Source organism: Alteromonas sp. RW2A1, assembly GCF_001886475.1.
In the GTDB taxonomy this organism is placed as follows: domain Bacteria; phylum Pseudomonadota; class Gammaproteobacteria; order Enterobacterales; family Alteromonadaceae; genus Alteromonas; species Alteromonas hispanica.
In genome coordinates, this window is record NZ_CP018031.1 from 3,840,337 (window position 1) to 3,865,435 (window position 25,099).

23 protein-coding genes are annotated in these 25,099 nt (G+C 44.8%); 2 read left to right on the plus strand and 21 right to left on the minus strand.

The features are described from left to right. Positions 1–65: 65 nt before the first annotated feature. From BM528_RS16930 to ubiG, 5 genes are all read right to left on the minus strand, one after another. Positions 66–725, minus strand: coding sequence for a glutathione S-transferase family protein (locus BM528_RS16930; RefSeq protein WP_071980847.1), 660 nt, complete (start codon positions 723–725; stop codon positions 66–68). After that, complete coding sequence (locus BM528_RS16935; protein WP_071981378.1) at positions 725–1,333, minus strand: glutathione S-transferase family protein; 609 nt, start codon at positions 1,331–1,333, stop codon at positions 725–727. Before BM528_RS16935 ends, BM528_RS16930 begins: the two co-directional genes overlap by 1 nt. 112 nt (positions 1,334–1,445) lie before the next feature. Beyond that, positions 1,446–2,414: a lipase secretion chaperone gene (locus BM528_RS16940; RefSeq protein WP_071980848.1), complete on the minus strand. Its 969-nt coding sequence runs from the start codon at positions 2,412–2,414 to the stop codon at positions 1,446–1,448. Beyond that, positions 2,414–3,307 carry a lipase family alpha/beta hydrolase gene (locus BM528_RS16945; protein ID WP_269529789.1) on the minus strand — a complete coding sequence of 298 codons (894 nt, stop codon included), beginning with the start codon at positions 3,305–3,307 and terminating at the stop codon, positions 2,414–2,416. The genes BM528_RS16940 and BM528_RS16945 overlap by 1 nt, the downstream gene beginning before the upstream one ends. A gap of 378 nt (positions 3,308–3,685) precedes the next feature. Next, on the minus strand, positions 3,686–4,444 hold the full coding sequence (ubiG, locus tag BM528_RS16950; RefSeq protein WP_071980850.1) for a bifunctional 2-polyprenyl-6-hydroxyphenol methylase/3-demethylubiquinol 3-O-methyltransferase UbiG: 759 nt from the start codon (positions 4,442–4,444) through the stop codon (positions 3,686–3,688). A 243-nt stretch (positions 4,445–4,687) separates the two neighbouring features. Between ubiG and BM528_RS16955 the strand changes: the two genes are divergently transcribed. Then, positions 4,688–5,047, plus strand: a complete 360-nt coding sequence (locus BM528_RS16955) for a DUF2237 family protein (protein WP_071981379.1) — start codon at positions 4,688–4,690, stop codon at positions 5,045–5,047. A 100-nt stretch (positions 5,048–5,147) separates the two neighbouring features. Here the strand turns inward: BM528_RS16955 and BM528_RS16960 are convergent, their stop codons facing one another. From BM528_RS16960 to BM528_RS17025, 14 genes are all read right to left on the minus strand, one after another. Further along, a complete protein-coding gene (locus BM528_RS16960; protein ID WP_071981380.1) occupies positions 5,148–6,575 on the minus strand; it encodes an aldehyde dehydrogenase family protein in 1,428 nt (475 codons plus the stop codon). A gap of 31 nt (positions 6,576–6,606) precedes the next feature. Further along, positions 6,607–8,247: an acetolactate synthase large subunit gene (locus BM528_RS16965; protein WP_071980851.1), complete on the minus strand. Its 1,641-nt coding sequence runs from the start codon at positions 8,245–8,247 to the stop codon at positions 6,607–6,609. 113 nt (positions 8,248–8,360) lie between these two features. Then, positions 8,361–8,774: a DUF4112 domain-containing protein gene (locus BM528_RS16970; RefSeq protein WP_083595332.1), complete on the minus strand. Its 414-nt coding sequence runs from the start codon at positions 8,772–8,774 to the stop codon at positions 8,361–8,363. 88 nt (positions 8,775–8,862) lie between these two features. Next, positions 8,863–9,942: a ferrochelatase gene (hemH, locus tag BM528_RS16975; RefSeq protein ID WP_071980853.1), complete on the minus strand. Its 1,080-nt coding sequence runs from the start codon at positions 9,940–9,942 to the stop codon at positions 8,863–8,865. Between the two features lie 241 nt (positions 9,943–10,183). Next, entirely contained in the window at positions 10,184–11,785 is a 1,602-nt protein-coding gene (locus BM528_RS16980; RefSeq protein WP_071981381.1) for an AbgT family transporter, read from the minus strand. A gap of 308 nt (positions 11,786–12,093) precedes the next feature. Then, positions 12,094–12,975, minus strand: a complete 882-nt coding sequence (hflC, locus tag BM528_RS16985; protein WP_071980854.1) for a protease modulator HflC — start codon at positions 12,973–12,975, stop codon at positions 12,094–12,096. A 5-nt stretch (positions 12,976–12,980) separates the two neighbouring features. Further along, on the minus strand, positions 12,981–14,132 hold the full coding sequence (gene hflK / locus BM528_RS16990) for an FtsH protease activity modulator HflK (protein WP_071980855.1): 1,152 nt from the start codon (positions 14,130–14,132) through the stop codon (positions 12,981–12,983). A gap of 67 nt (positions 14,133–14,199) precedes the next feature. Continuing rightward, a complete protein-coding gene (hflX, locus tag BM528_RS16995) occupies positions 14,200–15,489 on the minus strand; it encodes a ribosome rescue GTPase HflX (protein ID WP_071980856.1) in 1,290 nt (429 codons plus the stop codon). Positions 15,490–15,506: 17 nt separating this feature from the next. Continuing rightward, the gene (gene hfq / locus BM528_RS17000) at positions 15,507–15,758 is read right to left on the minus strand and encodes an RNA chaperone Hfq (RefSeq protein WP_071980857.1); all 252 of its coding nucleotides are present in this window, start codon (positions 15,756–15,758) and stop codon (positions 15,507–15,509) included. Between the two features lie 77 nt (positions 15,759–15,835). Then, positions 15,836–16,771 carry a tRNA (adenosine(37)-N6)-dimethylallyltransferase MiaA gene (gene miaA / locus BM528_RS17005; RefSeq protein ID WP_071980858.1) on the minus strand — a complete coding sequence of 312 codons (936 nt, stop codon included), beginning with the start codon at positions 16,769–16,771 and terminating at the stop codon, positions 15,836–15,838. Between the two features lies 1 nt (position 16,772). Next, entirely contained in the window at positions 16,773–18,689 is a 1,917-nt protein-coding gene (gene mutL, locus BM528_RS17010; RefSeq protein WP_071980859.1) for a DNA mismatch repair endonuclease MutL, read from the minus strand. Positions 18,690–18,773: 84 nt separating this feature from the next. Continuing rightward, positions 18,774–20,153, minus strand: coding sequence for an N-acetylmuramoyl-L-alanine amidase (locus BM528_RS17015; RefSeq protein WP_071980860.1), 1,380 nt, complete (start codon positions 20,151–20,153; stop codon positions 18,774–18,776). A 56-nt stretch (positions 20,154–20,209) separates the two neighbouring features. Further along, positions 20,210–20,692 carry a tRNA (adenosine(37)-N6)-threonylcarbamoyltransferase complex ATPase subunit type 1 TsaE gene (gene tsaE, locus BM528_RS17020; RefSeq protein ID WP_071980861.1) on the minus strand — a complete coding sequence of 161 codons (483 nt, stop codon included), beginning with the start codon at positions 20,690–20,692 and terminating at the stop codon, positions 20,210–20,212. Between the two features lie 77 nt (positions 20,693–20,769). After that, on the minus strand, positions 20,770–22,275 hold the full coding sequence (locus tag BM528_RS17025) for an NAD(P)H-hydrate dehydratase (protein WP_071980862.1): 1,506 nt from the start codon (positions 22,273–22,275) through the stop codon (positions 20,770–20,772). 6 nt (positions 22,276–22,281) lie between these two features. Between BM528_RS17025 and queG the strand changes: the two genes are divergently transcribed. Then, positions 22,282–23,430 carry a tRNA epoxyqueuosine(34) reductase QueG gene (queG, locus tag BM528_RS17030; protein WP_071980863.1) on the plus strand — a complete coding sequence of 383 codons (1,149 nt, stop codon included), beginning with the start codon at positions 22,282–22,284 and terminating at the stop codon, positions 23,428–23,430. Between the two features lie 3 nt (positions 23,431–23,433). On the opposite strand, the gene BM528_RS17035 is transcribed toward queG, so the two are convergent. Beyond that, on the minus strand, positions 23,434–23,934 hold the full coding sequence (locus BM528_RS17035; RefSeq protein WP_071980864.1) for a hypothetical protein: 501 nt from the start codon (positions 23,932–23,934) through the stop codon (positions 23,434–23,436). A 26-nt stretch (positions 23,935–23,960) separates the two neighbouring features. Continuing rightward, the gene (hemE, locus tag BM528_RS17040) at positions 23,961–25,052 is read right to left on the minus strand and encodes a uroporphyrinogen decarboxylase (RefSeq protein WP_071980865.1); all 1,092 of its coding nucleotides are present in this window, start codon (positions 25,050–25,052) and stop codon (positions 23,961–23,963) included. Between the last annotated feature and the right edge of the window lie 47 nt (positions 25,053–25,099).

Consider the following 25,099-nt stretch of genomic DNA (forward strand, 5'->3'; position numbering starts at 1 on the left):
AGCATAATGTCATTGTTAATGTTAACTTATTCGCACATATCTCTTTTCACCCTAAAAAGAGAACACTATCGGGTGACAACGTTTTTTGCCCCTTTGAGAAGTGCTTCTTTATCAATTTTATTGGGAACTTCAACGCCTCTTCGCGCTGCGGGACGAGCCTCTATGCTGTTCTTCCAACGAGTAAGATTGTCCAACCCGTCAATACTTGCTCCTGACCATTCGTAGGTTCTTACCCAGCACCAATTAGCCATATCAGCTATAGAATAGTCATCTACTAAGTATTCATTGTTTGCCAAATGCCCGTCCAACACTTCGAACAATCGTCTTACTTCGTTTTGATATCTGTCGATAGCCACTGGAATTTTTTCTTCTAAGTAGCGATAGAACACATTTGCTTGCCCCATCATTGGACCTACGCCACCCATTTGAAACATAAGCCACTGCAATACTTTACTACGGCCTTTGTTATCATTAGGAAGAAACATCCCCGTTTTTTCAGCCAGATAAATCATAATAGCGCCAGACTCAAAGACGACATGATCACCTTCGCTCTTATCTACAATCACAGGTATACGACCATTAGGATTCATGGCGAGAAATTCAGAGGTCTTTTGCTCACCTTTCAACAAATTTACCGGCTTTACCGTATATTCTAACCCCATTTCTTCAAGCGCCACTGAGGCTTTCCAGCCATTGGGAGTCGCAGCGGTATAAAGTTCAATCATCAGGCTTTTGCACTCGCTCTGTTATTTACACTGTCGTACCAACGAAGAAGATTTTTTTGCTCATCTTTGATTCTAATCTTTACCACCCGCGCAAAATCGATAGCACATAGTGCAGTGATATCTGCAATAGAGAAACTATCCCCCGCTATAAAGGGGTTTAGCTCTAATCTTCGCTCTAGAATGTTGAGGTATTTCGACGCATTAATACCCGCCTCTTTTCCATATTCCGGAACAGGCACCATGCGATCCTTAAAGTATCCCGTGGTGTGTTGAAAACACATTCCCACTTGAAGCATTAGCGCCAATTCCACCTGTCGCTGCCACATAGCTATGGTGCCCTTCTCTAGCGCGGTGCTTCCCATCAGCGATGGCTCTGGATGCAGCGCTTCAAAATAAGTACATATGGCATCTGTTTCTGCAATACAGGTTCCGTCGTCTAATTCGAGAATGGGTATTTTGCCGAGAGGATTTTTTGCTCTCATCTCTGCACTAAGGTTTTCCCCCTTCTGAATATCGACTTGAACATACTCCATATCAATACCCTTTTCAGCGAGAAACATGCGCACTCGACGGGGGTTGGGCGCTGTTTTTGTTTCATATATTTTCATGGTTGCAGGGACCTTTTTGTTTTTTTCTAGAGTAGAGACAAGTGAAAGTAGGATCAAATCACTCTTAATTAAGGTTAGTCTATTCAACCACTGAATGGTTATACCTGTTTGGCTAAAGAGGGTCTTTTCGACTCACAAGCACTTTTACTCGTTTTAACTCGTTACTTGTAAAGTGTTGCTCTTCATATTCGCGGAGTAATTCGTGGAGAGCCTCTTTTGATACGTCATTGTTATTCAACTGCGCTAAATAGAGACGATAACCCTCTATTTTTTTCTCCCATTCTTCTTGTTCACTCCACAATTCAACAAAACGTTGCGCCACTTCATCGCCAAACTCCGCACTGATGGCACTGAAACGAGAGTTATTATCTTTGTATTGCTGCTTTATTTTTTTAATTTTATGAATATCTATGGTTGGTTTGAATGCATCCCTATCGCTTGCTACTGCGAGAGATTCGATGATGGCATCTTTTTTTTGCGCTCTTGATAAGGTGTCATCCTGTGCAATTGCCAATCTAGATAGTGCCTCATTATCAGTGTGTTCATCTTGACCAAATAAATAGTCATATTCATTTTTGGAAAAAAACTGCAGCCTTATATCAACCCTTTCATCGAGTTTTATTCTTATATCTTGCAGAGAAAAATTTACGGTATCTATTTCGACATTTTCATCGGCCAATGCGACCTTGTAATCTACATAACGAGCGAATAGGTCCACCGCATAGTCATGAGTCTCTTCTGTATAAGTGAGTAAGCTACTCTTAACAAAGGCAAGCTTTACGGTAAGTGGGGCTTTTTCCGAATGTTCCGCGATAAACAGTTCAAACTTGTCTCTAACGCGATTATCAAGCCTAAATGGCACCCGCTTGTTATCGCTAGAATGGGTATCATCAGGTTTTGCAACAAGCTTGGCGCTAATAAAAGACGCTGTGGCATGGCTTCCAGTTACTGTTGTAGGCGCACTCGAACGCTCTACAGAATTGGAATGCACAGAGGGATAAGGTGCATGGCCTAATTGTATTGCTAAGAATGCACCTAATAGGAGAGCGAGAAGCCCTCCATATACTACTACTTTTTTCACTATAGGCCTTGGCGCTTTAGTCTATTTGCCTGTTGAATAAACACGTTAACAGGGTTCGTTTCAAACCAATGTGTGATACCAAAGCTTTGGTTTACTTCATCAAGATGGTTCATTCTATAGTTGTCGCGTATTACTTTGCCTAAATGTGAACTACAAGTAGCCACCAAGCCGTCATTGGGCTCACTAAAAGCAGTGCCTGTAATGGCGAGAAACGGGTCTACGACATCGAGTGCATTAGTATAAGTTTTTCCACCGCTCCACGAATAATAGAACACGCCGTTTTCTGCCAACATTTTTCCATCATTTCTACAGTACGCTGAAGGCATTCCTTCGGGGTAGCGTTGATTAAATGCAATGGTTTCTTCTGTCGACAGCGAGTTTAAAGCAGCGATTGAATCTGTTGGTTTGTCTCTAGGGTCAGATCCTGACGCTAACTCGATGATATTTGCGAAGGCATTGACAACAACGCCAGCGGCATCTTCCTGAAATGAGTCTTCGGCAATCGCTTTACGCAACTGATCAGCCACTTTACTGCCCCAGTTTACTCCGCCCACTGAACTCACCGAGGCCACCTTATTCGGAGCAACGCTAGCCGCGTAACGCGCAGTGGGTCCGCCGTGACTGTGTCCAATTAAATTCACTTTATCCGCGCCTGAAAGCGCAAGTACATCATCAATATAGTCTAGTAATTGCTCGCCTCGCACCTCAGTAGAATTAGCAGGTGAAACTTCAGCAATGTAAACCTGCGCACCATTTCGCGTTAATTTTTGCGGAACCTTGTAGAAGTAATCGACAAACAATATGTCTTCAAAGCCAAAGAGGCCGTGCACTAAGACAATTGGATACTTTGTTTTAGCATAAGTAGATGCTGATACATGGCCGGCAAATGCCATGCAAATAACGGCGAGTAACAGTGAAACTTTCTTGAATGTTTTCATGTGTGTCCCATTAATCCGTTCTTTATGAACGCTTATTTTTTTAACAACAGTCTCTACAACAAAACCCTCTTAAATTCTGAGACCCGCTAAAGACAGTGGTCTGTGGTCAGACCTTTGTTATTTTTATGTAAACATAATGTAAATATCAAGAGATAAAAGAGAGAGCTAATTTTTTAGTTATAGATAAATTAGAATATTAATGAAAAACAAAAGATAAGAAATCAAGCTAATCAATAAGATAGCGAGTAATCAACGTATACTCGCTAATACTATTTATAAAGTAGATAGCGAGCATAGCCACAGGAAATACTTACTTTGGGTAATAGTGAGAACCTAGCCTTTATTTCTGTGCGCGTAGGCTTGAACATAGTTCACATCAAGGCTTGAAGTTGTGTGCCAGGTGGAGGTAAAGGGATTGAGCTTCATGCCTACTTGATGTTGAAGATCAAATTTATCACCTACCCACTCTGATAGCTCTGCGGGGGTAACAAATTTGCGCCAGTCGTGGGTGCCAATGGGCAAATAACGCATTACATATTCTGCGCCAACGATAGCGATAACGAAGCTTTTGATGGTTCTATTCAGGGTGGCCAGTATCAGTAACCCCCCTGGCTTCACCATACTAGCGCACTCTTCGATAAGCTGTTTTTGATCTGGCACGTGTTCAACAACTTCCGCATTGATAACCACATCGAACTGCCTGCCTTCTTTTACTACATCGCTTGAGAGTTGATGGCGATATTCTACATCAACGTTATTTTGCTGGGCATGTCGCTTTGCCACTCCAACACTAACCGCGCTTGCGTCTATTCCCGTCACGGTGGCACCTAAGGAAGCTAAAGGCTCGCTGATCAGCCCACCACCGCTGCCAATGTCGATAATCGATAATCCAGTGAGGGGAGAATGGGTATCTGCACATTCAAAATGTGTTTTTATTTGCGATTCGATCACCCTAAGTCTTGCCTTATTGAAATCGAGTGCGGTTTTAAATTTACCTTTCGGATCCCACCAGGTCTCTGCTAGAGCATCAAATCGGGCTATCTCTTCTTCAGAAAAATTGACGTTGCCACTTTTGGTGCTTTTATCCAACATGTATTTGTTACCTCAACAATATTTCTTTCGATGTGTATCGCAAATGAGTGCACTATAGCCAATCAGTTACCTGACTGGCTGATATCAACTTCTCCAAGCGTGTGCAAGTCTTGCGCATTCAATGCATGACGTTGTTATTATCTACGCTAGGTCGTTGCGATGGATAGCTGCAATGCATCCCTTTTTCAACAAAACCGTATACACTGATTAATTCTAGATACGTATTCAGCGAGGTATTTGATTTTGGCGAACGCAAAAAATGTTTATGGCCGCCCACTTCAGTTGTGTTGTGGCAACGCAGGCTTTACGAGAGAAGGGTTTTGCTATGTACCTTCGGCCGACGTGGGTAACCATAGCGTATGTGCGGTAGTGACAGATGAGTTTCTACAATTTTCATTACGCCAAGGTAACGACCTTATTACTCCCTGGCCAAGCATGGAGTTCTCCGGATTATTAGCAGGTGATAGATGGTGCTTGTGCGCGAGTCGTTGGCTGCAGGCCTATGAGGCTGGCGTTGCACCTAAAGTACGTCTTGAAGCCACCCACGAAAAAGCGCTTGATGTTATTCCATTGGCCGTACTTGAAGAGTATGCAGTACAATAAGGCTGCTATTAGGCCTCAAACCTGCTAAGAAAAAGTAAAGGCGCTTGATAGCGCCTTTGTTGTTCTCATTTTACTATATTGGTAAAGCATGCTTTTTCAGCTACGGGGTTCGAAGCACCATAAGACGGGTTTCGGTCATATCTTCAATGGCATAACGAATACCTTCTCGGCCTAAACCAGAGTCTTTTACGCCACCGTAAGGCATGTTATCCACTCGCCAGCTAGGCACATCACCAATAACTACACCACCTACATCCAGCTCATTCCACGCTTTATGCGCTTTGTAGATGTCGCGGGTAAACACGCCAGCCTGCAATCCGTATCGGCTGTTATTGACTTCAGCGAGGGCTTCTTCATAGGTGTCAAAAGAATAAAGAACCGATAAAGGTCCAAATGCCTCTTCAGCACTTGCATCGCAGTCCTTTGGAACATCTTCCATTACTGTAGCTTCAAGCATTGCACCATCACGGGTGCCACCGCACAATATTTTACCGCCGGCTTTTGCTGCTGAGGTAATCCAGTCGTGCAGTCGCTGCGCTTCACCTTCGGAAATCATTGGCCCAATAAAGGTATCTTCGCTAGACGGGTCGCCGCTTACCAATGACTTAACTTTTTCAACATAACGCGCTTTAAAGTCATCATATATAGCGCTGTGAACCAACAATCGCTGAACACTAATACAGCTTTGTCCAGATTGATAATAAGCACCAATAATAATGCGCTCGATAGCATCATCAAGATCAGCATCTTCATCGACAATACATGCTGCATTGCCTCCTAACTCTAAAACCACAGGTTTTTTGCCTGCTTTAGCTTTAAGTGCCCAACCCACATCAGGAGAGCCGGTAAAGCTAAGCAATTTCAAACGCTCGTCTGTTGTGAAGAGATCTGCGCCGTCCCGGCTACAAGGTAAAATTGAAAACGCTCCTTTAGGTAACGCGGTTTCAGCTAACACTTCGCCTATAATCAGCGCTCCAATAGGCGTTCTAGAAGCAGGTTTTAATACAAATGTACACCCCGCAGCGATGGCTGGCGCCACTTTGTGAGCAGCTAAATTTAGCGGAAAGTTAAAAGGTGAAATAAAGGAGCATGGTCCAATAGGCACCTTCTTCGTCATTCCTTGATAACCTTTGGCTTTTGCTGAAATTTCTAAGTTCACCACTTCACCGTTGATGCGAACCGACTCTTCAGCTGCTATTTTAAACGTATCAATAAGACGACTTACCTCACCCTTTGCATCTTTAATTGGCTTGCCTGCTTCAATGCATAGCGCCTGTGCCAATTCGTCTGAACGCTCAGTGAAACGCTTAACGCAATGCTCAAGTATTGCCTGACGCTCAAAGGGGGCTAAGGCAGTCATTGCACGCTGAGCATTATCTGCCGCAGCAATTGCCTTATCGATGGTATCTGCATCGGCAATCGCAACTTGTGTTGCTACTTCACCGGTATACTTATTGGTGACATCGAGGTCTGTGTTCGCATAAATCGCTTCACTTGCAAGATAGTATGGATAGCTTTCCTTCAACATATCGGCTCCTTTTGTTTTGCCTTGCTCTTGGTTAGAGCTTAGCACTGAGTTCTTTTATGGTTTTATTTAGGGTTTTGTCATTCATGCTGTAGTCGATAGGACAGTCAATAATATGAACCCCTGGAGTCTTCAGGCAGCTCTCGACCATAGGTATCAGCACATCTGCGTCATCCACCCGCCACCCCTGGGCCCCGTAGCTTTGAGCGTATTTAACAAAGTTTGGATTACCATAATCTAAACCAAACTCATCAAACGCCATGTTAGCCTGTTTCCACTTAATCATTCCGTAGGCATCGTCACGAAGGATGATCACGACTAAATCGAGCTTAAGTCTTACTGCCGTCTCTATCTCTTGGCTATTCATCATAAATCCGCCATCACCACATACGCTCAGCACAGGCACATCGCGATGCACAAGTTTTGCAGCCATGGCTGATGGAAGCCCAGCTCCCATACTCGCCAATGCGTTATCAAGCAGTAAGGTATTGGGGTGGTAAGCAGGGTAATTACGGGCAAACCATATTTTGTAAATACCGTTATCTAACGTGACTATGCCATTATCAGGCATCACCTTTCGTATATCTCTGACAAAGCGTTCAGGCAGTATTGGAAAACGACTATCATCTTCAGCTTCCGCTCTGTGGTGAACATACGCTTCGTGTACGTCTTTGTAGAAATCGAGTTTCCAATCTTCCTGTGGCGTTATCGCCTCTTTGATTTGCCAAATACTATTGGCGATGTCGCCAACCACTTCAAGCTGCGGAAAATAAACAGGATCAACGGCAGCAGGATCGAAGTTAACATGAATGACTTTTTTATCGTTGTGGTGCATAAAGAACGGTGGTTTTTCAACCACGTCATGGCCCACATTAATGATTAGGTCGGCTCGCTCAATCGCTCTGTGAACAAAGTCGCCATCAGATAATGCGGTGTTGCCGGCAAAGCGCGGGTCGCTCTCGTTGAGAACCCCTTTACCCATTTGTGTAGTAACAAAAGGGATACACGTTTTATCTACGAACTCCCGCAGCATTTTGGCAGTTAGCTTTCTGTTTGCACCCGCACCAATGAGTAGCAGTGGTGACGTTGCTTTCTCTATCATTTCAACCGCAGAGGACACCGCTTTGTATTCAGCAATAGGCCGCCTAGCTACGCTAGGCTCGAGTAGCTGCGCTGTAGTCTGCTCTGCGGCTATATCTTCTGGAAGTTCAATATGAACGGCACCGGGTCTTTCTTGGTGAGCAATTCTGAAAGCTTCTCTCACAGTAGAGGGAATTCTGTCGCCACTAACGACTTGACTGGTAAATTTGGTGATAGGACGCATCATGTCGACGATATCAATGACCTGAAAGCGCCCCTGCTTACTGGTTTTTATCGGTTTCTGGCCAGTTATCATTAACATAGGCATGGCGCCTAATTGAGCATACGCAGCTGGCGTAACAAGGTTGGTCGCACCTGGGCCTAGTGTGGCGAGGCAAACGCCTACTTTTCCGGTGAGCCTTCCGTATGTCGCCGCCATAAATCCCGCGCCTTGCTCATGGCGAGTGAGTACGAGCTTTATGTTGGAGGAACGCAATGATTCAAGCAGGTCGAGGTTTTCTTCACCTGGAATGCCAAAGACGTACGCTACACCTTCGGCTTCAAGAGCCTTTACAAATAGGTCAGACGCTTTCATTTACCACACACTCCTTTGTCGAGTTGTATATTGGTTTGAGTTAGTTGCTACGGCGATAACGTTAAAAACGATTTATGTCGCTATAACTATAGGCGTCTTTGCCGTATTTGCGTTTAGCTTTTTTGCTGTTCAGCTTCCCACTGCTCAAGCTTCTGCCTAGTGGCTTCATCAACTTGCGATTTATTTTCGCTAATCCACCAACGTTCCATTATCCGAACGTTTTTTTGATTCGCTTTGTAAAACACGTCAATAAGATCGCCAATAAACGGAATGAAGCCCAAACCGAAATCTATGGCAGAGTTTTTAACCATCTGTGCGACAAGAGCTGAAGGCATTCCCAGAGACTTACCCAACCATACAATTCTAAGAGAGACAAACAGCATTAAAGCGTCACCCGCCCCGGGGATTAAACCAACAATCGAATCCAGACCAATTTTGATAGGGATAAAGGGAAGTTTTATTGCGGTATCTAATAGGTTTGCCAGTTTTTGTGCTTTTAGTAATGCGCTTGGTGCTTTAACGTCCATATTCATTCCTATTAGGTTGTAATAATTAACGGCAAGGCATTGAGAGACTCAAAACCTTGCCTGCTTTGTATTAGCTATATATTTTAACTTATACCTCAGAGCCGAGTGCTTTTGCCAAACCTGCACGCACAGAGTTATCCGAATCTACTGTCCAACCATGAAGATTTTCCTGAACAATATCAAACAGTACATCAATGTGCTCTTCGTCGCTGTTAAGTGCGTCAATGTACTCGTAACGCTCGCCACCCGCTTCCATGAAATACTCATGGTTTTCTTCGCCAATTTCTTCAATGGTTTCCAAGCAATCGGCTGAAAAGCCAGGGCACATAACCTGAATGGATTTTACCCCTTTGCCCGGCAGCCCTTTTAACGTTTCATCAGTGTAGGGCTTCAACCATTCCTCTCGGCCAAACCGAGACTGAAACGTAGTCATATATTCATCATGAGATAAGCCAAGCTTTTCAGCAAGTAAGCGAGACGTCTTATGGCATTCGCAGTGGTAAGGGTCGCCATTCATCAAGTAACGCTTTGGAATACCGTGGTAGGAGAGAATAAGCTTGTCAGCGCGACCGTGCTTTTCCCAGTGCGCTCGTACTTTGTTGGCCAAGGCCTCAATAAAGTTATCTCTATCGTTGTAATGATTCACAAAGCGCAATTCAGGTAGCCAGCGGCGTTTAGTAAAGTCATTGGCAATAGCATCAAAGGTAGAGCCGGTAGTTGATGCGCTGTATTGAGGATAAAGCGGTAATACCACTAATTTTCTTACGCCATTTGCGAGCATTTTATCGATGGTATCGCTGATAGCAGGTTGGCCATAGCGCATTGCAAAGTCGACAATAACATCATCGCCGTACTTTTCTTTACAGCGTTTTGCAATGGCACTCGACTGCGCTTTGGTAATAGATAGTAACGGCGAGCCCTCGTCTGTCCATACCGTAGAATATGCCTCGGCTGAGCGCTTTGGACGAATATTCAAAATAATCAAATTAAGAATAAACCACCAGATGATACGTGGAACTTCTACTACTCGTGGATCTGACAAAAATTCTTTTAGGTAAGGTCTAAGCGCTTGCTTAGTAGGTGCTTGAGGAGTTCCTAAGTTAGTAACTAGCACCCCTATTTTGTCAGCTTGTGAATGGGAAAAGCCTTTGTTCGATTTATATTTCATTAACAGCAGTCCAAATAGTACAACGCAATATGGGTATTATACTGAGTTAGAGACATTTGTGATCGTTTAAAGCCCGATTAAAACCCAATTGCGTTAATAGGTTTTTAAGATGGAAACTACTTAAGTGAATAGGGAAAGCTTTCTTAGCGCCGATAATGAGAAGCAACAAAAAAGCCGTTAGTAATAAACCTAAGTTACAATCTAACGGCCTTCATTTTATTTTCTTTTAACAACGAAATCCTTAAGGTTGATAATAAGTCGCGGCCCCTGGCCCTACCGGCATGCCTAGCAAGAATACCCATATATAGAAGAGAATAGTCCAGCCCACAACGAAAACCATGGAGTACGGCAACATCATGGCGATAAGGGTACCCATACCCAAATCTTTCTTATATCGAGCCGCCATGGCGAGTATGAGTCCGAAATAACTCATCATAGGTGCAATAACATTGGTCACTGAGTCACCAATTCTATACGCCGCCTGAATAACTTCTGGCGCATAGCCAATAAGCATTAGCATAGGTACAAATATAGGTGCAGTGACTGCCCACTGCGCCGAAGCGCTGCCAAGAGACAAGTTCACAACGCCGCACATAAGAATAAATAGAATGAATACCGAAGGTCCATCTAAACCGGCAGCTTGTAGAAGCGCCGCACCTTTTACCGCTAATACGGTACCTAGGTTTGTCCATTTGAAGAATGCTACGAACTGCGCGGCAAAAAACACCAGAGTAATATAAAGCCCCATGGCACCCATACTTTTCGACATAGCATCGATAACGTCTTTGTCGCCTTTCATAGAGCCTGTTACTTTGCCATACACAAAGCCAGGTAACGCAAAAGTAATGAAGATAAAGGCAACAATGCCTTTTAAAAACGGCGAACCAGCTACTTCACCGGTTTCAGGATGGCGTAAAATACCGTTTTCAGGTACTACGGTAAGCGCTAAAACACCACACACGAGAGCAAATGAAATACCAGCCCAACGCAGGCCTTTTTTCTCTAATTCGGTTGGAGCGTCCATTGACTGGTTGCCTAAGTCGATAGACGCTTCACTAGGGTCGTACTGCCCAAGTCGCGGCTCAACCACCTTTTCGGTAACCAACGCGCCCATTGTGGCCACCACAAAGGTACTGATAAACATGAAGTACCAGTTTACTTCAGGACCAACCGCGTAGTCTGGGTCTATCATGTGCGCCGCTGCTTCGGTTATACCAGAAAGAAGTGGATCTACCGTACCTAGCAACAAGTTGGCACTGTACCCCGCCGATACGCCTGCAAAGGCTGCCGCCAAGCCCGCCAAGGGGTGTCTTCCTAAAGAATGAAAAATCATTGCCGCAAGCGGGATGAGAACCACATAGCCCAGCTCAGATGCTGTATTTGAAACGATACCAGCAAACACCACAGCAAAAGTCACCGCACGCTTAGAAGCATTCATTACCAGTGCCCGCATAGCCGCCGACAGTAAACCAGAATGTTCGGCCACCGATACACCAAGCAACGCGACTAACACAGTGCCTAGTGGGGCGAAGCCTGTAAAGTTGGTCACCAACCCAGTAACAATACGCTGCAGCCCTTCTGCGCTCATTAGCGAGATGACTTCAATCATCCCATCAGCCTCTCTTCCCTTTGCGCCTTCAGGGCGAGGATCGGCAACGGCTAAATCAAAGTAGCCAAGGATGCCGCTTAGCACCACTATGAATAGTGACAGTAGTGCGAACAGTGTTACAGGATGTGGAAGTAAATTACCAAGCCATTCTACCGTCGCTAAAAATCGTGAAAATAGACCGCTCTGTCCACCATTATTACTGGTAGACGTTGTTTTATTATTATCCGTTGTCAAAACGTTCCCTCTGTCGTTATGTCGTGTCTTTTTTAAATACGCGCTGCTGGGAAGGCAACGCAACTTAGTGTGATATGCGTGAATAAACAAAAAGTCACGCATGAATATGCGACACGTTTATTATAAGTTCGGCGGCATTTTATCGGAATTACACTAATTTTGGCAGAGTAAGCGATAAATGAGGTGTTATTTGCGTCTACGCTACTCATGCAAAAACAGGTGTTATCTCGCAAAAACAGTAGCTTATAAATTTACAGCGGGTACAAAAAAGCCGCTTTGCAAAGCGGCTTTTCTAAGTTTAGAAGCGTTTATTTGACTTGTGATTGGTTCATGTATTTGAAGAAATCACTGTCTGGTGCAATAACCATGACGTCTTGCTTACTTGAGAAACTCTTCTTGTACGCGTCCATACTGCGAAGGAAGCTGTAGAAGTCTGAATTTTTAGAGTAAACGTCGGCGTAGATTTGAGCTGCTAATGCGTCACCTTCACCGCGAAGCTGTCGTGCATTACGCTCTGCGTCAGCCAGCATTACGGTAACTTTAGCATCAATATTGGCGCGAATAACTTCCGCCTGCTCTTGACCTTCTGAGCGGTGCTCACGTGCAACCGCGGCGCGCTCTGCTCTCATACGCTGGAAGATAGAGTTACTCACTTCTGTTGGCAGGTTAATTTGCTTTACTCTCACGTCAACAATACGTATACCCAACTCATCTGAGGACGTGGATGCTTGTTCCATAGCCTGGTTCATCAGCGCAGAACGCTCACCTGATACAATTTGCGCAATTGTTCGTGTACCGAACTCAGAGCGTAACCCATTGTTCACTTTCTGCTTCAAAAGCGCCTCGGCTTGCAGCTTATTACCACCTGTAGACAAGTAATAGCGAGCAAAGTCATCAATTCTCCATTTCACATAAGAATCAACGATAAGATCTTTCTTCTCGCTTGTTACAAAGCGGTCAGGTGTTCCATCTAGCGTTTGAATACGTGCATCAAGGTGACGTACGGAATCGATAAAAGGTAGCTTGAAGTGCAGCCCTGGCGTGAACACTCTCGTCTCACCTGTGGCTTCATCTCGCTGAATTTTACCAAATTGTATAACTATAGCTCTCTCGCCTTCTTTAACGGCAAACAGAGAACCCGACGCCAACAAAACAAGGAGAACAACAACAGCAATAATAATATTTTTCATAGCGATTATCTCCCTTCTCTAAACGTGTCGCCGCGTAAGCCAGATGTAGGAGAACTGTTGCGGTTACGACCGCCCTCATTTGTTACCGGCATCTGCAACCCTTCTAGCGTGTTTCTAGATGTGGGCTTCGCATTTTCACGCTGACGATCCATTATTTTATCTAGCGGTAGATACATCATGTTGTTTCCACCTTTACTGTCCACAAGGATTTTGCTGGTGTTACCCAATACTTCTTCCATTGTCTCCAGATATATACGTTCACGCGTTACTACAGGAGCGCGTTCAAACTGAGGAAGTAGCTCTTCGAAACGTGCTACCTCACCTTGCGCTTCTAGTGTTACACGCTCTTTATAAGCTTGTGCTTCTTCGTTCATGCGGTTTACTTGACCACGAGCGCGAGGTTCAATCTCTCTCGCATAAGCTTCAGCCTCACGAATAAAACGTTGCTGATCTTCCTGTGCAGCTATGGCATCATCGAAAGCATCTTTAACCTGTTCAGGTGGACGAGCATCTCTAAAGTTCATATCGATAATCGAAACACCCATATTGTAGGGTTCAATAATGCCTTGTAGCTCTTCCCACACACGCTGACGAGTCATCTCACGGCCGTCGGTGAGTACGTCATCCATTCTCGAATGACCAACAACGTAACGGATTGCGCTGTCTAATGACTGGCTTAAACTCTTTTCAGGGTTTTCAACAGCAAACGTCCAGCGGAATGGGTCGACAACGCGATATTGCATCTCCATTTGCACACTAACCACGTTCTCGTCTTCGGTAAGCATAGAACCTGAAGATGACTGATCTCTAATAGACTGAACATCTACTGGAATGACTGAGTCTACAAATGTAGGCGCCCAGCGCAAGCCAGGTTCAACCTGTTTGTGATACTCACCAAAACGAAGCACAACACCTCGCTCAGCTTCCCTTATGGTGTAAAAGCCACTGATCACCCAAATGGCTATAAGAAGGCCAACAAGAATACCAGCACCGATACCGCCTAAGCTTTTACCTGAACCGCCACCATTGCCACCTGATTTACCAAACTTACCAAATAAGTTCTTAAATACATCATCTAAATCTGGGGGACCTTGCTCTCGGCCTCCGCGATTCTTCCACGGGTCGTTTTTATTTCCACCCGGCTCATTCCAAGCCATGCTGATACTCCATAGATTACAGTTTAATTTTTAAAGTTCGCATGCATTATCACGGCTTTCGCAGTGACTAATGTCGCACAACATACTCTGATATTCCGTTTTCTAGACGTTTCTCAAGTCTATTCCAGTCGGCAGCAGGCATTCTCACGTCTACCACCCAATCGCCTTGGTTGTCATACTCTTCATTGGATATGCAGTTTAATTCATACAAAACTCCACGAAGGCGGCTATGTGCCGGCGGTATCTTCAAGGTATAATTTACCATACTTCTTGCTAAACACTCTGTTAGTGCCTGACCAAGAAGTTCGGTACCCTCTCCAGTTTGAGCCGACAACCACACTCGAGTTGGAATACCCTCTTCGTTTCTTTCTATACGCGGTTCGACATCGTCTAGTTTATCAATCTTATTACAGATTAGTAATTGTTGTATCTCGCCTGCATCAATTTCTTCTAACACGTTATTTACTTCATCCATGGTCTCTCGATATTTCGCATCTGCGATATCGACAACGTGAAGCAAAAGATCCGCCTCTTGAGTCTCTTGCAGTGTTGCTTTAAACGCAGCAACAAGGTCGTGAGGAAGGTGACGAATAAAGCCCACAGTGTCGGCAAGTATAGCTGGCCCAACATCCTGTAATTCAATTTTTCTCAGTGTAGGGTCCAGCGTTGCAAACAACTGATCGGCAGCGTAAACATGTGAATCAGTAATAGTGTTAAACAACGTAGACTTGCCCGCATTCGTATAGCCAACTAAGGATACCGTCGGTATTTCAGCCCTTTTACGTGAACGTCTTCCCTGTTCGCGCTGTTTTTGGACTTTTTCTAGCCGGCGGAGAATGGATTTTATACGACCGCGTAATAGGCGGCGATCAGTTTCTAGCTGAGTTTCGCCAGGCCCACGCAAGCCAATACCACCTTTCTGACGCTCAAGGTGAGTCCAGCCTCGAATAAGGCGTGTAGAAATATGGCGCAGTTGAGCAAGCTCTACCTGAAGCTTACCTTCATGAGTTCGCGCTCTCTGAGCAAAAATGTCGAGTATTAAACCTGTTCTGTCTAATACTCTACATTTGCACACTGCCTCGAGATTTCGCTCCTGTGAAGGAGAGAGGGAGTGATTGAAAATAACCACGTTGGCCTCGTTTGCCTTTACTGCTGCGGCTATTTCTTCTGCTTTACCTGACCCGACGAAAAACTTTGCATGCGGTGCACTACGCGAGGTGGTAATCACCTCCACCGCATTTACGCCCGCTGAAGACACAAGTAGCTCTAGCTCACTTAAGTCTTCTTTGCTGTTTTCATCAGAAAAATGTATATGAACAAGTACAGCCTGTTCACCGGCTTCATAACGGTCAAACAAGCGCGTTACCTTTTAAATTATTCAGTTTTATTATTTTCAGAATCTCCTGTTGTACTTGGCATTGTGATAGCACGTGCTGGAACAACGGTTGATATTGCATGTTTGTAAACCATTTGACTAACAGTGTTTTTTAACAAAATAACGAACTGATCAAATGATTCAACCTGTCCCTGAAGTTTAATCCCGTTTACCAGATAAATAGATACTGGAATACGTTCCTTGCGCAAAGCGTTCAAGAATGGGTCTTGTAATGATTGCCCTTTAGCCATTTGTAATCCTTAGTTTTTATTATTAGCGGGCGTCTTTTCACACCGCTGCACGTCTATTATATAACACACTCACCTATTTAGAGTGTGACTTTTGCTGCAATTTTAGTCAAATTATCGTTAGCAAATGTGTCTAACCACGTCACATCTTGCCAACCACGCAGCCAAGTAAGCTGCCTTTTAGCAAGTTGTCTTGTTGCTATAATACCTCGTTCACGCATTTCACATCGCGAAAGTTGACCTTCGAAGTATTGCCACATCTGCCGGTAACCCACAGAACGAACAGACGGCAAACCTTCATTAAGATCACCTCTTTCGTACAACTTTTTCACTTCCCTTTCAAAGCCCTCTGCTAGCATCATATCGAACCTACGCTCAATGCGCTCATGCAGTATAGCCCTATCTTGAGGGGCAATAGCAAATTGTGTTATTTCATATGGGCATTTTTCACCCTCTTGCTCTTGCCAATGTGTCAGGGTTTTACCTGTACTTCGATACACTTCAAGAGCACGAGTGATTCGCTGTGGGTCGTTTGGGTGAATTCTTTCACCACTCACCTTATCTACATTCATTAATTCTGCATGCAGACTTGACCACCCAGAGCGCTCAGCCTCACGATTAATCTGTTCGCGAATAACATCGTTTGACTTAGGTAGTGACGAAATTCCATTTATCAAGGCATTAAAGTACATCATTGTACCACCTACCAAAATAGGTAGCCTGCCCCGTTCGTGAATTTCGCCAATCAGCCTCGTCGTATCGTTGACAAATTGCGACACTGAATAGCTATCTTTAGGGTCAATTATATCGATAAGGTGATGCTTAACTGCCCCCTGCTCATGCGCTGTGGGTTTTGCAGTCCCTATGTCCATTCCCTTGTACACCAAGGCAGAGTCGACGCTGATAATTTCGCTGTCAGTCTGCTTTGCAACATCCAACGCCAGTGACGTTTTTCCGGACGCAGTAGGCCCCATAATCGCAAGTACTTGAGAAGCAGAATCTATGCCAGTTGACATCTCATTCACCCCACGTACTTAATATGTCATTTATCGGGCGCACTTTAGCAAATTGCTTGATGTATTCCCATTGTTTAGACTGACTTTGCTGCTCCAACCAGTACCAAATTGCGCTGTCCACCTGTTCATCAACCTCTTGTTGGGGAACAACAACATTTTCAACAATATTCTGTACGCTATCGACGTGCGCGCAGAGAAAATATTCAAACCATTTAATCCAAGGTAAATGCCTGGTGCCTGCTGGCACTTGTTGCAGCCGGTACTTACCTGCCACTTTGTTGATATCAAAGTGTAATTCCGCTAGCACTTCTAACGTAGCATTACTCACGTCGTCTGCGTTAATTGCCACAGGCATAAGTAAAGGCTGCCCGTGTTCTGCTCTAAAAAATAGCGCAAGAAGCCATTCGGTCACTAAGCTACCCGTTGACAATAAATACGCCTCGCCCTGATTAACATAAAGCCTTTGATGCGAAGTGAGGTTAACCGACGATAGCATGAGCTCGTTTGAAGCATCGTTATCTATGCTACTTTCTTTTAGAGTCATCAGTGCATTAAAACCTGCCTGATAAGCTGCTGTAGGCCCTTTTGCTTGCCTTTGAAAATCAGTAAGACGCCCTCGGGATGGTGTCGCCTGCGACGATAACGATGATGATAACGGTGATAATGAGGGTGACGACGATGAGGGTGCCGATGGAGAATTTCCAGAGGTGCTCGCGCCACCGTATAAGCCTTCTTGAGAGCGAACAAAGGAAGAACCAATAGAACCTGTAAAAGAATCGTTCGACGAGCCACGATGTGCAGGTGAAGTGGTGGAATCAGCACTGCTAAGTGGACGAATATAGCCATGCTCTACTGTTGGAGTCATATAATCATTAGGTTGATGACTCGCACTAGCAATGTTGTTTTGCTCGGGAAGATCATTGCTCAGTGCATGCAAAGCGTCGCATACGCTTTTGCAAATGAAGTCATGTACCAAACGGCTTTGCTGGAAACGAACCTCGTGCTTTGCCGGGTGAACATTCACATCAACATCTTTGGGGTCTAGACTTAAATACACTACAAAGCTGGGCTGCTCTAAAACGCCCCATACGCTTTCATAAGCTTGGCGAATGGCGTGCATGATAAGCTTATCCCGCATACCTCGACTGTTTACAAAACTGAACTGGCAATCGTTACTGCTTTTCAGCATGGTCTCGTTGCCAAGCCATGCATCAATAGTAATTCCGTCATAATTGGTGTTAATATGCACCGCGTTTTGCACAAACTTTTGTCCCACAACGGCGGCTATTCGCCGCTCAATGCTGCCCTCTTTGTCGGCGATATAGCGTTTTATTACCTTATCATTATGCTTGAGGATAAATGAAACATGGGAATAACTTAGCGCAACACGTTTAACGACATCTTCAATATGTTGGAACTCTGTTTTTTCTGTACGCAAAAACTTACGACGGGCAGGCGTGTTGTAAAAAAGATCCGCCACATCAATTGTGGTTCCTACGGGGTGGGCAGCAGGCCTTATGGCTACAGCCATATCTCGACCTTCGCAATAGGCTTCCCATGCTTCGTTTTGTGCCTGTGTCTTCGATGTTAGCGTTAAACGTGTCACCGAGCTGATACTTGCTAGTGCCTCGCCGCGAAATCCAAGGGATAAAATTTGTTCTAAATCGTCTAGGGTAGAAATTTTACTTGTGGCATGGCGACTTAACGCAAGTTGAAGTTCATCTTTTGCTATACCCGCGCCATTGTCTTTTATACGAATTCTCTTGTGCCCGCCTTTTTCAATATCTATCTCTATTTTCGTAGCGCCCGCATCGACGCTATTTTCAAGAAGCTCTTTAACCACGGATGCAGGCCTTTCTACCACTTCACCTGCGGCAATTTGGTTAGCTAGTTGTGGAGACAAAAGTTGTATAGGCAAAAAAGCCCCCTGTAAGAATGTAAATTCGCTTTACTGACTTTTTTTGTTTGGCAAAAAGTCTATGGAACGAGAAATGCGCGTTTTTTAAGTACTGGGTATGGTGAGTACTTGCCCTATTCTCACTACGTCAGTGTTTAAGTTGTTAGCTTCTTTAATGCGACTAACTCGCACGTTGTAACGTTGTGCAAGCAGTGATAGCGACTCACCCGAGCGTACTTTGTGCGTCCTGTTTTTCGCCTTTTCAGCGGCCCACAGCGTCCCGTCTGGAGGTACCTGTCTAAAATATCGTTTTGCTGCATTAAACATGGCTTTTGCCAATCGCTCACGGTATTTTGACCAGTTGAGATTTTTTTCTTCCTGAGGATTTGAAATAAAGCCTACCTCTACGAGAATTGAAGGAATATCTGGTGACGTTAATACTGCCAGGCTGGCCGCTTGAGGCTTTCTCTTGTGCAGCGAGGTTACCGCTTTTAACTCTTCTATAACTTTGTTACCCAAATCGTGACTGGTCGCCATTGAGTGATCCATGGACAAACCGAGAATGGTTTCCGCCAAATAGCGTTCACTCGATTTATCACTAATAACCTCTGCCGCACCGCCTAATAATTCAGAGTGTCGTTCTGTACGCTCCATCCAGCGGCCTAATTCGGTATCCGCTCTTCGCATTGACAACACCCACACAGAGCCGCCTCGCGGCTCGGGTTGAGTGAAAGCATCAGCGTGAATGGAAATCAATAAATCTGCTTTTTTCTTGCGCGCAATTTCCGGTCGTTTATTAGGTGAAAGATAGTAGTCGCCAGAGCGCGTCATTATTGCACGCATTCCAGGCTCTGCATCAACCATAGCCTGCAACCTTTTGGCAATACTCAGCGTAATGTGCTTTTCAAAAGTGCCGGAAGGACCTATTGAGCCCGGATCTTGACCGCCATGACCAGCATCAATAGCAACGATAATATCTCTGTCTCGGGTGCTGCTAGACTCATCAAGAATAACCCGTTGTTTTGAGGAACTTGTATTTGCTGACGATAACGAGTTAGCGGTATTTGACGGGTCCGGCTTACCATCTTTCAAACTATCCGCCAAATCAAGAACAAGCCTATGCCCATAAGGTTGCTCGGGTGGCATAGCAAAAAGCGTAGGCTCGGCACTGCGATTTAGTTCTACCACAACCCGCGCAGAGGTTGCACGTTTAGGTGTTGAATAGCGAAGCTTTCGAACAAGGCTGCCACTATTTTTAACCGTAGATAACTTGAAGGAATCAGACGTGTTCTTAAAATCGATAACAACTCTAAGCGGTTTCTTCAGTGTGAAATAAGTAAATTCTGGTGCGCCATTCATGTCAAAAACAATGCGAGTTTTTGATGAATCTGGGGAGACTCTAATGCCGCTGATTTTATTTTGTGCAGCATTCACAAATTGTGTCATAAAACACAATACTAATACTGTTATTACACTGCGCACCATAGTTTGCCTTTACGTCTTCATTCTCTTGCTGTTAAAACAAGAGATGCTTTTTGTTTTTATATACGCTTACATTGCTGGAGCAGCTTGGCACCCAGAGCTGTTGTCGCCTCTAAGTTAAACTGCCTCCCCGATGTCGACATTGTTATACTAATCACTAAGTCAGGGGAAGCCAAGTACTCTCCCCCCTTTTCAGACCATTCTACTAGCGCCACAGCGCCCCCACCAAAATAATCTCTAATGCCCATAAACTCTAGCTCTTCAGGATCTGCTAAGCGATACAGGTCAAAATGATAGATATTGACGTTCTCTAGCTCATAAGGCTCAACTAGAGTATACGTGGGACTTTTAACGCTACCTGAATGACCCAAAGCTTGAATAAAATAACGGCTGAAGGTGGTTTTACCCGCACCGAGGTCGCCATTGAGAAAAATCACCACATCGGAAGGGAGTTGGCTCGATACTGCGTTAGCAAGATCTTGAGCAAGTTGTGAAGTATCATCAACATCGCTGGCAAAAAATGAGGATTGCGGGTAAGACATCTACGTTATTCCACCTAAAATAAACCTCGCAGTAGATACCTTACACGCCATTACGTTAAATGCGCTGAACACTCAGGCTATTGGTTATGGTTAATTAGGCTACGTACTGCATCAAAAAAGTCACTCGCTATCATACCACGTTGACCGTGCTGTTGGGCAATATCGTCGCCCGCTTTTGCATGTAAAACCACACCGTATTTTGCAGCAATATCGGTTTCTACACCTTGCGCCAGTAATGCACCTAGAATACCGCTGAGAACATCGCCGCTACCGGCTGTTGCCATGCCCGGGTTACCGTGTCGACAAACCCATGTTCTCTTTTCATTATCAATAAGCGTTCCTGCACCTTTTAATACGCATACTGAATGATATCGCTGTGAACATTGACGAGCATAATTAAAGCGATCGCTTTCTACATCATCAACTGAGACGCCAAGTAATCGAGCCGCTTCCCCTGCGTGAGGGGTTAAAATACTCTGTGACAAGGTAAAAGCTGTCGACTGTTTGCATAAAAGATTAAGCGCGTCTGCGTCGATAACAATGGGCTTATTAGTAGCCTGACAATGCTTTAGCGTTGTTGCAAACGTGCTTTCAGACCACGCATCTAACCCTAATCCAGGGCCAATAACCACACAACTTGCCCATTGGAGCGCGTCTTCTAAATGACTATCGGATACCATTAATTCGGGCCGACCGGCACTCACTTGAACAATTGAGGATTCGTGAGTGTAAACCCGCACCATCCCTGCACCGCTTCTCAAGGCAGCTTCACCAGCTAAGCGGATGGCACCTGCTGTCCCTCTATTACCGCCAATACAAAGAAGGCGACCATAAGTACCTTTATGACTGTGAACATCTCTTGGCCCCATTCCTTTAAAATGGTCAATGTTCAACATAGTAGCGCTTGGCTTTGCCAATGACTGAAACGCGTTTCCAATGCCTAAATCTGCATACACAAGCTTGCCGCAAGATTGTTTACCAGCCCCCGTTACCAATCCTGGCTTTATTCCAACGAAGGTAACCGTTATGTCAGCCTGCACACAGCGCCCCAAACTTTGCCCTGTATTCGCGTCTAATCCAGAGGGTACGTCCACACTTACCACCGGCGTACTACTGCTGTTAATCGCATCTATCACATCAGCAAATTCATTGCGAATATAGCTATTGATACCCGTTCCTAACAACCCATCTATGACCACGTCTGCTCGGTCTAGTAACTGTGTGCTAAAGTGTTTAATTTCGCCGCCAGAATCTAACCATCGCTTTTGCGCAATACCGGCGTCGCCTTCTAAAATGCGCTCCGGCTCTATGGCACACAAGTCAACTTGCTTACCGGCAAGCTTTGCGTTCATGGCCGCTATGTAACCGTCTCCTGCGTTATTGCCTTGGCCAACGAGAACAAGATAAACATCTGAGTTTGGAATCAGCTCTAAGCATTGCTTAAAAACAGCATCGCCAGCACGTTGCATCAGCGTAAACATGTCGCAGTTTGAATTAGCCGCGGCCGTCTTTTCGTTTTCGCGAACTTGGTCGGCTCTAAATAGTTTGTATGATAAACTTGACGTGAGTTGAGTATCTAGCATGAGAATATGTCCGCAATTAATTCTATCGATCTCGTTGAATTGACCCACAATATCAAGGCTTGGGGAGCAGCGCTAGGCTTTCAGCAAGTTGGTATAAGCGATATTGATCTGCATCAGCATGAAGCGCATTTGCAGGCATGGTTAGACAATGGCTATCACGGTGACATGAACTTCATGCAGTCGCATGGAATGAAGCGCGCTAGGCCCGCTGAACTTGTACCCGGTACGTTAAGGGTGATAAGCGTGCGAATGAATTATCTTCCTCCCGATGCCTCTTTTGCTAAGCACTTAAACGCCTCAGACATTGGTTACATCAGCCGTTATGCACTCGGTCGGGATTATCACAAAGTGCTTCGAAAGCGCTTGAAGCAACTTGGTGAAAAAATTACGCAGGCGTTAAGTACAACTGAATACCGCCCCTTTGTCGACTCTGCCCCTGTTTTAGAGCATGCCATAGCAGAGAAAGCAGGAATAGGCTGGACGGGTAAGCACAGTTTAACGCTCAATAAAGAAGCGGGCTCTTGGTTCTTTCTGGGTGAGCTTTTTATCAACCTGCCTCTTCCAGTCGACTCACCGGTTGAAGAAGGTTGTGGAAGTTGCACTGCATGCATGACTATATGCCCAACCAATGCAATCGTGGCACCTTATCAGGTAGACGCTAGACGTTGTATTTCCTACCTCACGATAGAGTCGGACGAGGATATTCCTGAAACGCTTAGACCGCTTATGGGTAATCGCATTTATGGGTGTGACGACTGTCAGCTTGTTTGCCCTTGGAATCGCTATGCAGATATTACCGAAGAGGAAGACTTTCACGCCAAAGAGGTACTTCAAGGCCAGCCCTTAACTACCCTTTTTTCATGGAGTGAAGAAACCTTTTTACACAATACGTTAGGTTCGCCTATTCGTCGCATTGGTTATGAGAAGTGGCAGCGTAATATCGCGGTAGCGATTGGCAATGCAGCATATAGTGAGGACAGTATCGCGATACTTCGCGCTCGCCGAGGAATGGTGAGCAACCAAGTAGACAGACACATTGACTGGGCAATCGAACAACTACATGTAAAATCCACCCAAGAGAAGGGCGATGAAGCACCGCGTCAGCAGAAACGTTTAATTAGAGTGGTAGAAAAGGGTCTGCCGCGAGATGCATAAGTTTTACCGCCCTATTGACGTTGGCGCTGGTTGAACTCCCAATTTCGGGGTAAATGTCGCTGAAAAGCGTACTGACTTTTCAGACGTCGAATTTATTGACGAATTGAGAGTTCCAACATCCCAGGTAGGCGAAGCAGGCAAGTTTTTTATCACTTCAGTGAGCTCTTCGACAGTGCCGACAAAAACCCCGTCTATCTCACATAAGGCTTCAGAACACACAATACTGTCTAACAAAATCTGGTTTGCTTGAGGTGATGCCCCAAAAATGCTTCGCAACTCTGATTCAGCATCAACAAACTTGGCACTTTCTTTTGATCCCTTTGTATTTACTGTAGGGCGCACCACCTTTAGCTCGCTATTCTGTGTAGAGCGAGAGCGCGCTAGAACGCTACTTAGGCGCTCATGCTCCACTGCCGAGTTATCTAGCTTCTGCTTGTAAGAAATAAACTTAAAGCCAGCTATAACAGCAAACGAAACAAGCAAAAGCAGAAACCAAGGTTTCATCAAGTGTCCTTATTACCTTGTTATTTTTACTTGTGATATGGCTTACTTAACTCGTGTACGGCATTAACGAATACACCAGCATTTTCAGGTGGCACATCAAGATGAATACCGTGGCCTAAATTGAACACATGACCTGAACCTTCGCCGTAGCCTTCTAGGATAGTTGATACCTCTTCTTCAATTCTCTGTGCAGGAGCATAGAGCATTGATGGGTCCATATTACCCTGCAGAGCCACTTTGTCGCCTATTCGAGCTCTGGCTTCTTTAATATCAATTGTCCAATCTAGCCCTACTGCATCACATCCTGTAGCAGCAATTGATTCTAGCCACATACCACCGTTTTTAGTGAATAGCGTCACTGGAACTTTTCTACCTTCATTTTCTCGCGTTAGGCCATTTACAATACGTTCCATATATTGCAATGAAAACTCTTTGTAGTCTCGTGGCGAAAGCACACCGCCCCAAGTGTCAAAAATCATAACCGACTGTGCGCCTGCTGCAATTTGGGCATTTAAATATGAGGTCACTGAATCTGCTAGTTTAGCCAGTAGTGTGTGCAAAATAGCCGGTTCTGCAAATGCCATTTTCTTGATTTTTGTAAATGCTTTACTCGAGCCACCTTCAACCATATATGTTGCTAGCGTCCAAGGGCTGCCTGAAAACCCAATGAGGGGCACTTCGCCTTTTAGTTCACGGCGAATAGTACGAACCGCATTCATAACATACTGCAACTCGCCTTCAGGATCAGGGATGCCAATTTTGTCGACATCGGCTTTACACGTGATTGGCTTTTTAAAGCGCGGGCCTTCGCCTGTCTCAAAATAGAGCTCTAAGCCCATTGCATCTGGAATAGTAAGGATATCTGAGAATAAAATCGCGGCATCGAGAGGAAAGCGGCGTAAAGGCTGAAGCGTAACTTCACACGCTAGCTCTGCATTTTTACACAGCGACATAAAATCGCCCGCAACAGCACGCGTTGCCTTATATTCAGGTAGGTAACGACCCGCTTGTCGCATCATCCATACTGGTGTTACATCAACCGGCTGTTTTTGCAACGCTCGTAAATAACGATCGTTTTTTAACGCTGGTTTATCGACATTAGGAATATTTTGCGACATGTTATTCACCTGATTTGAGATTAAAATTAAACAGGTGAATTATATCA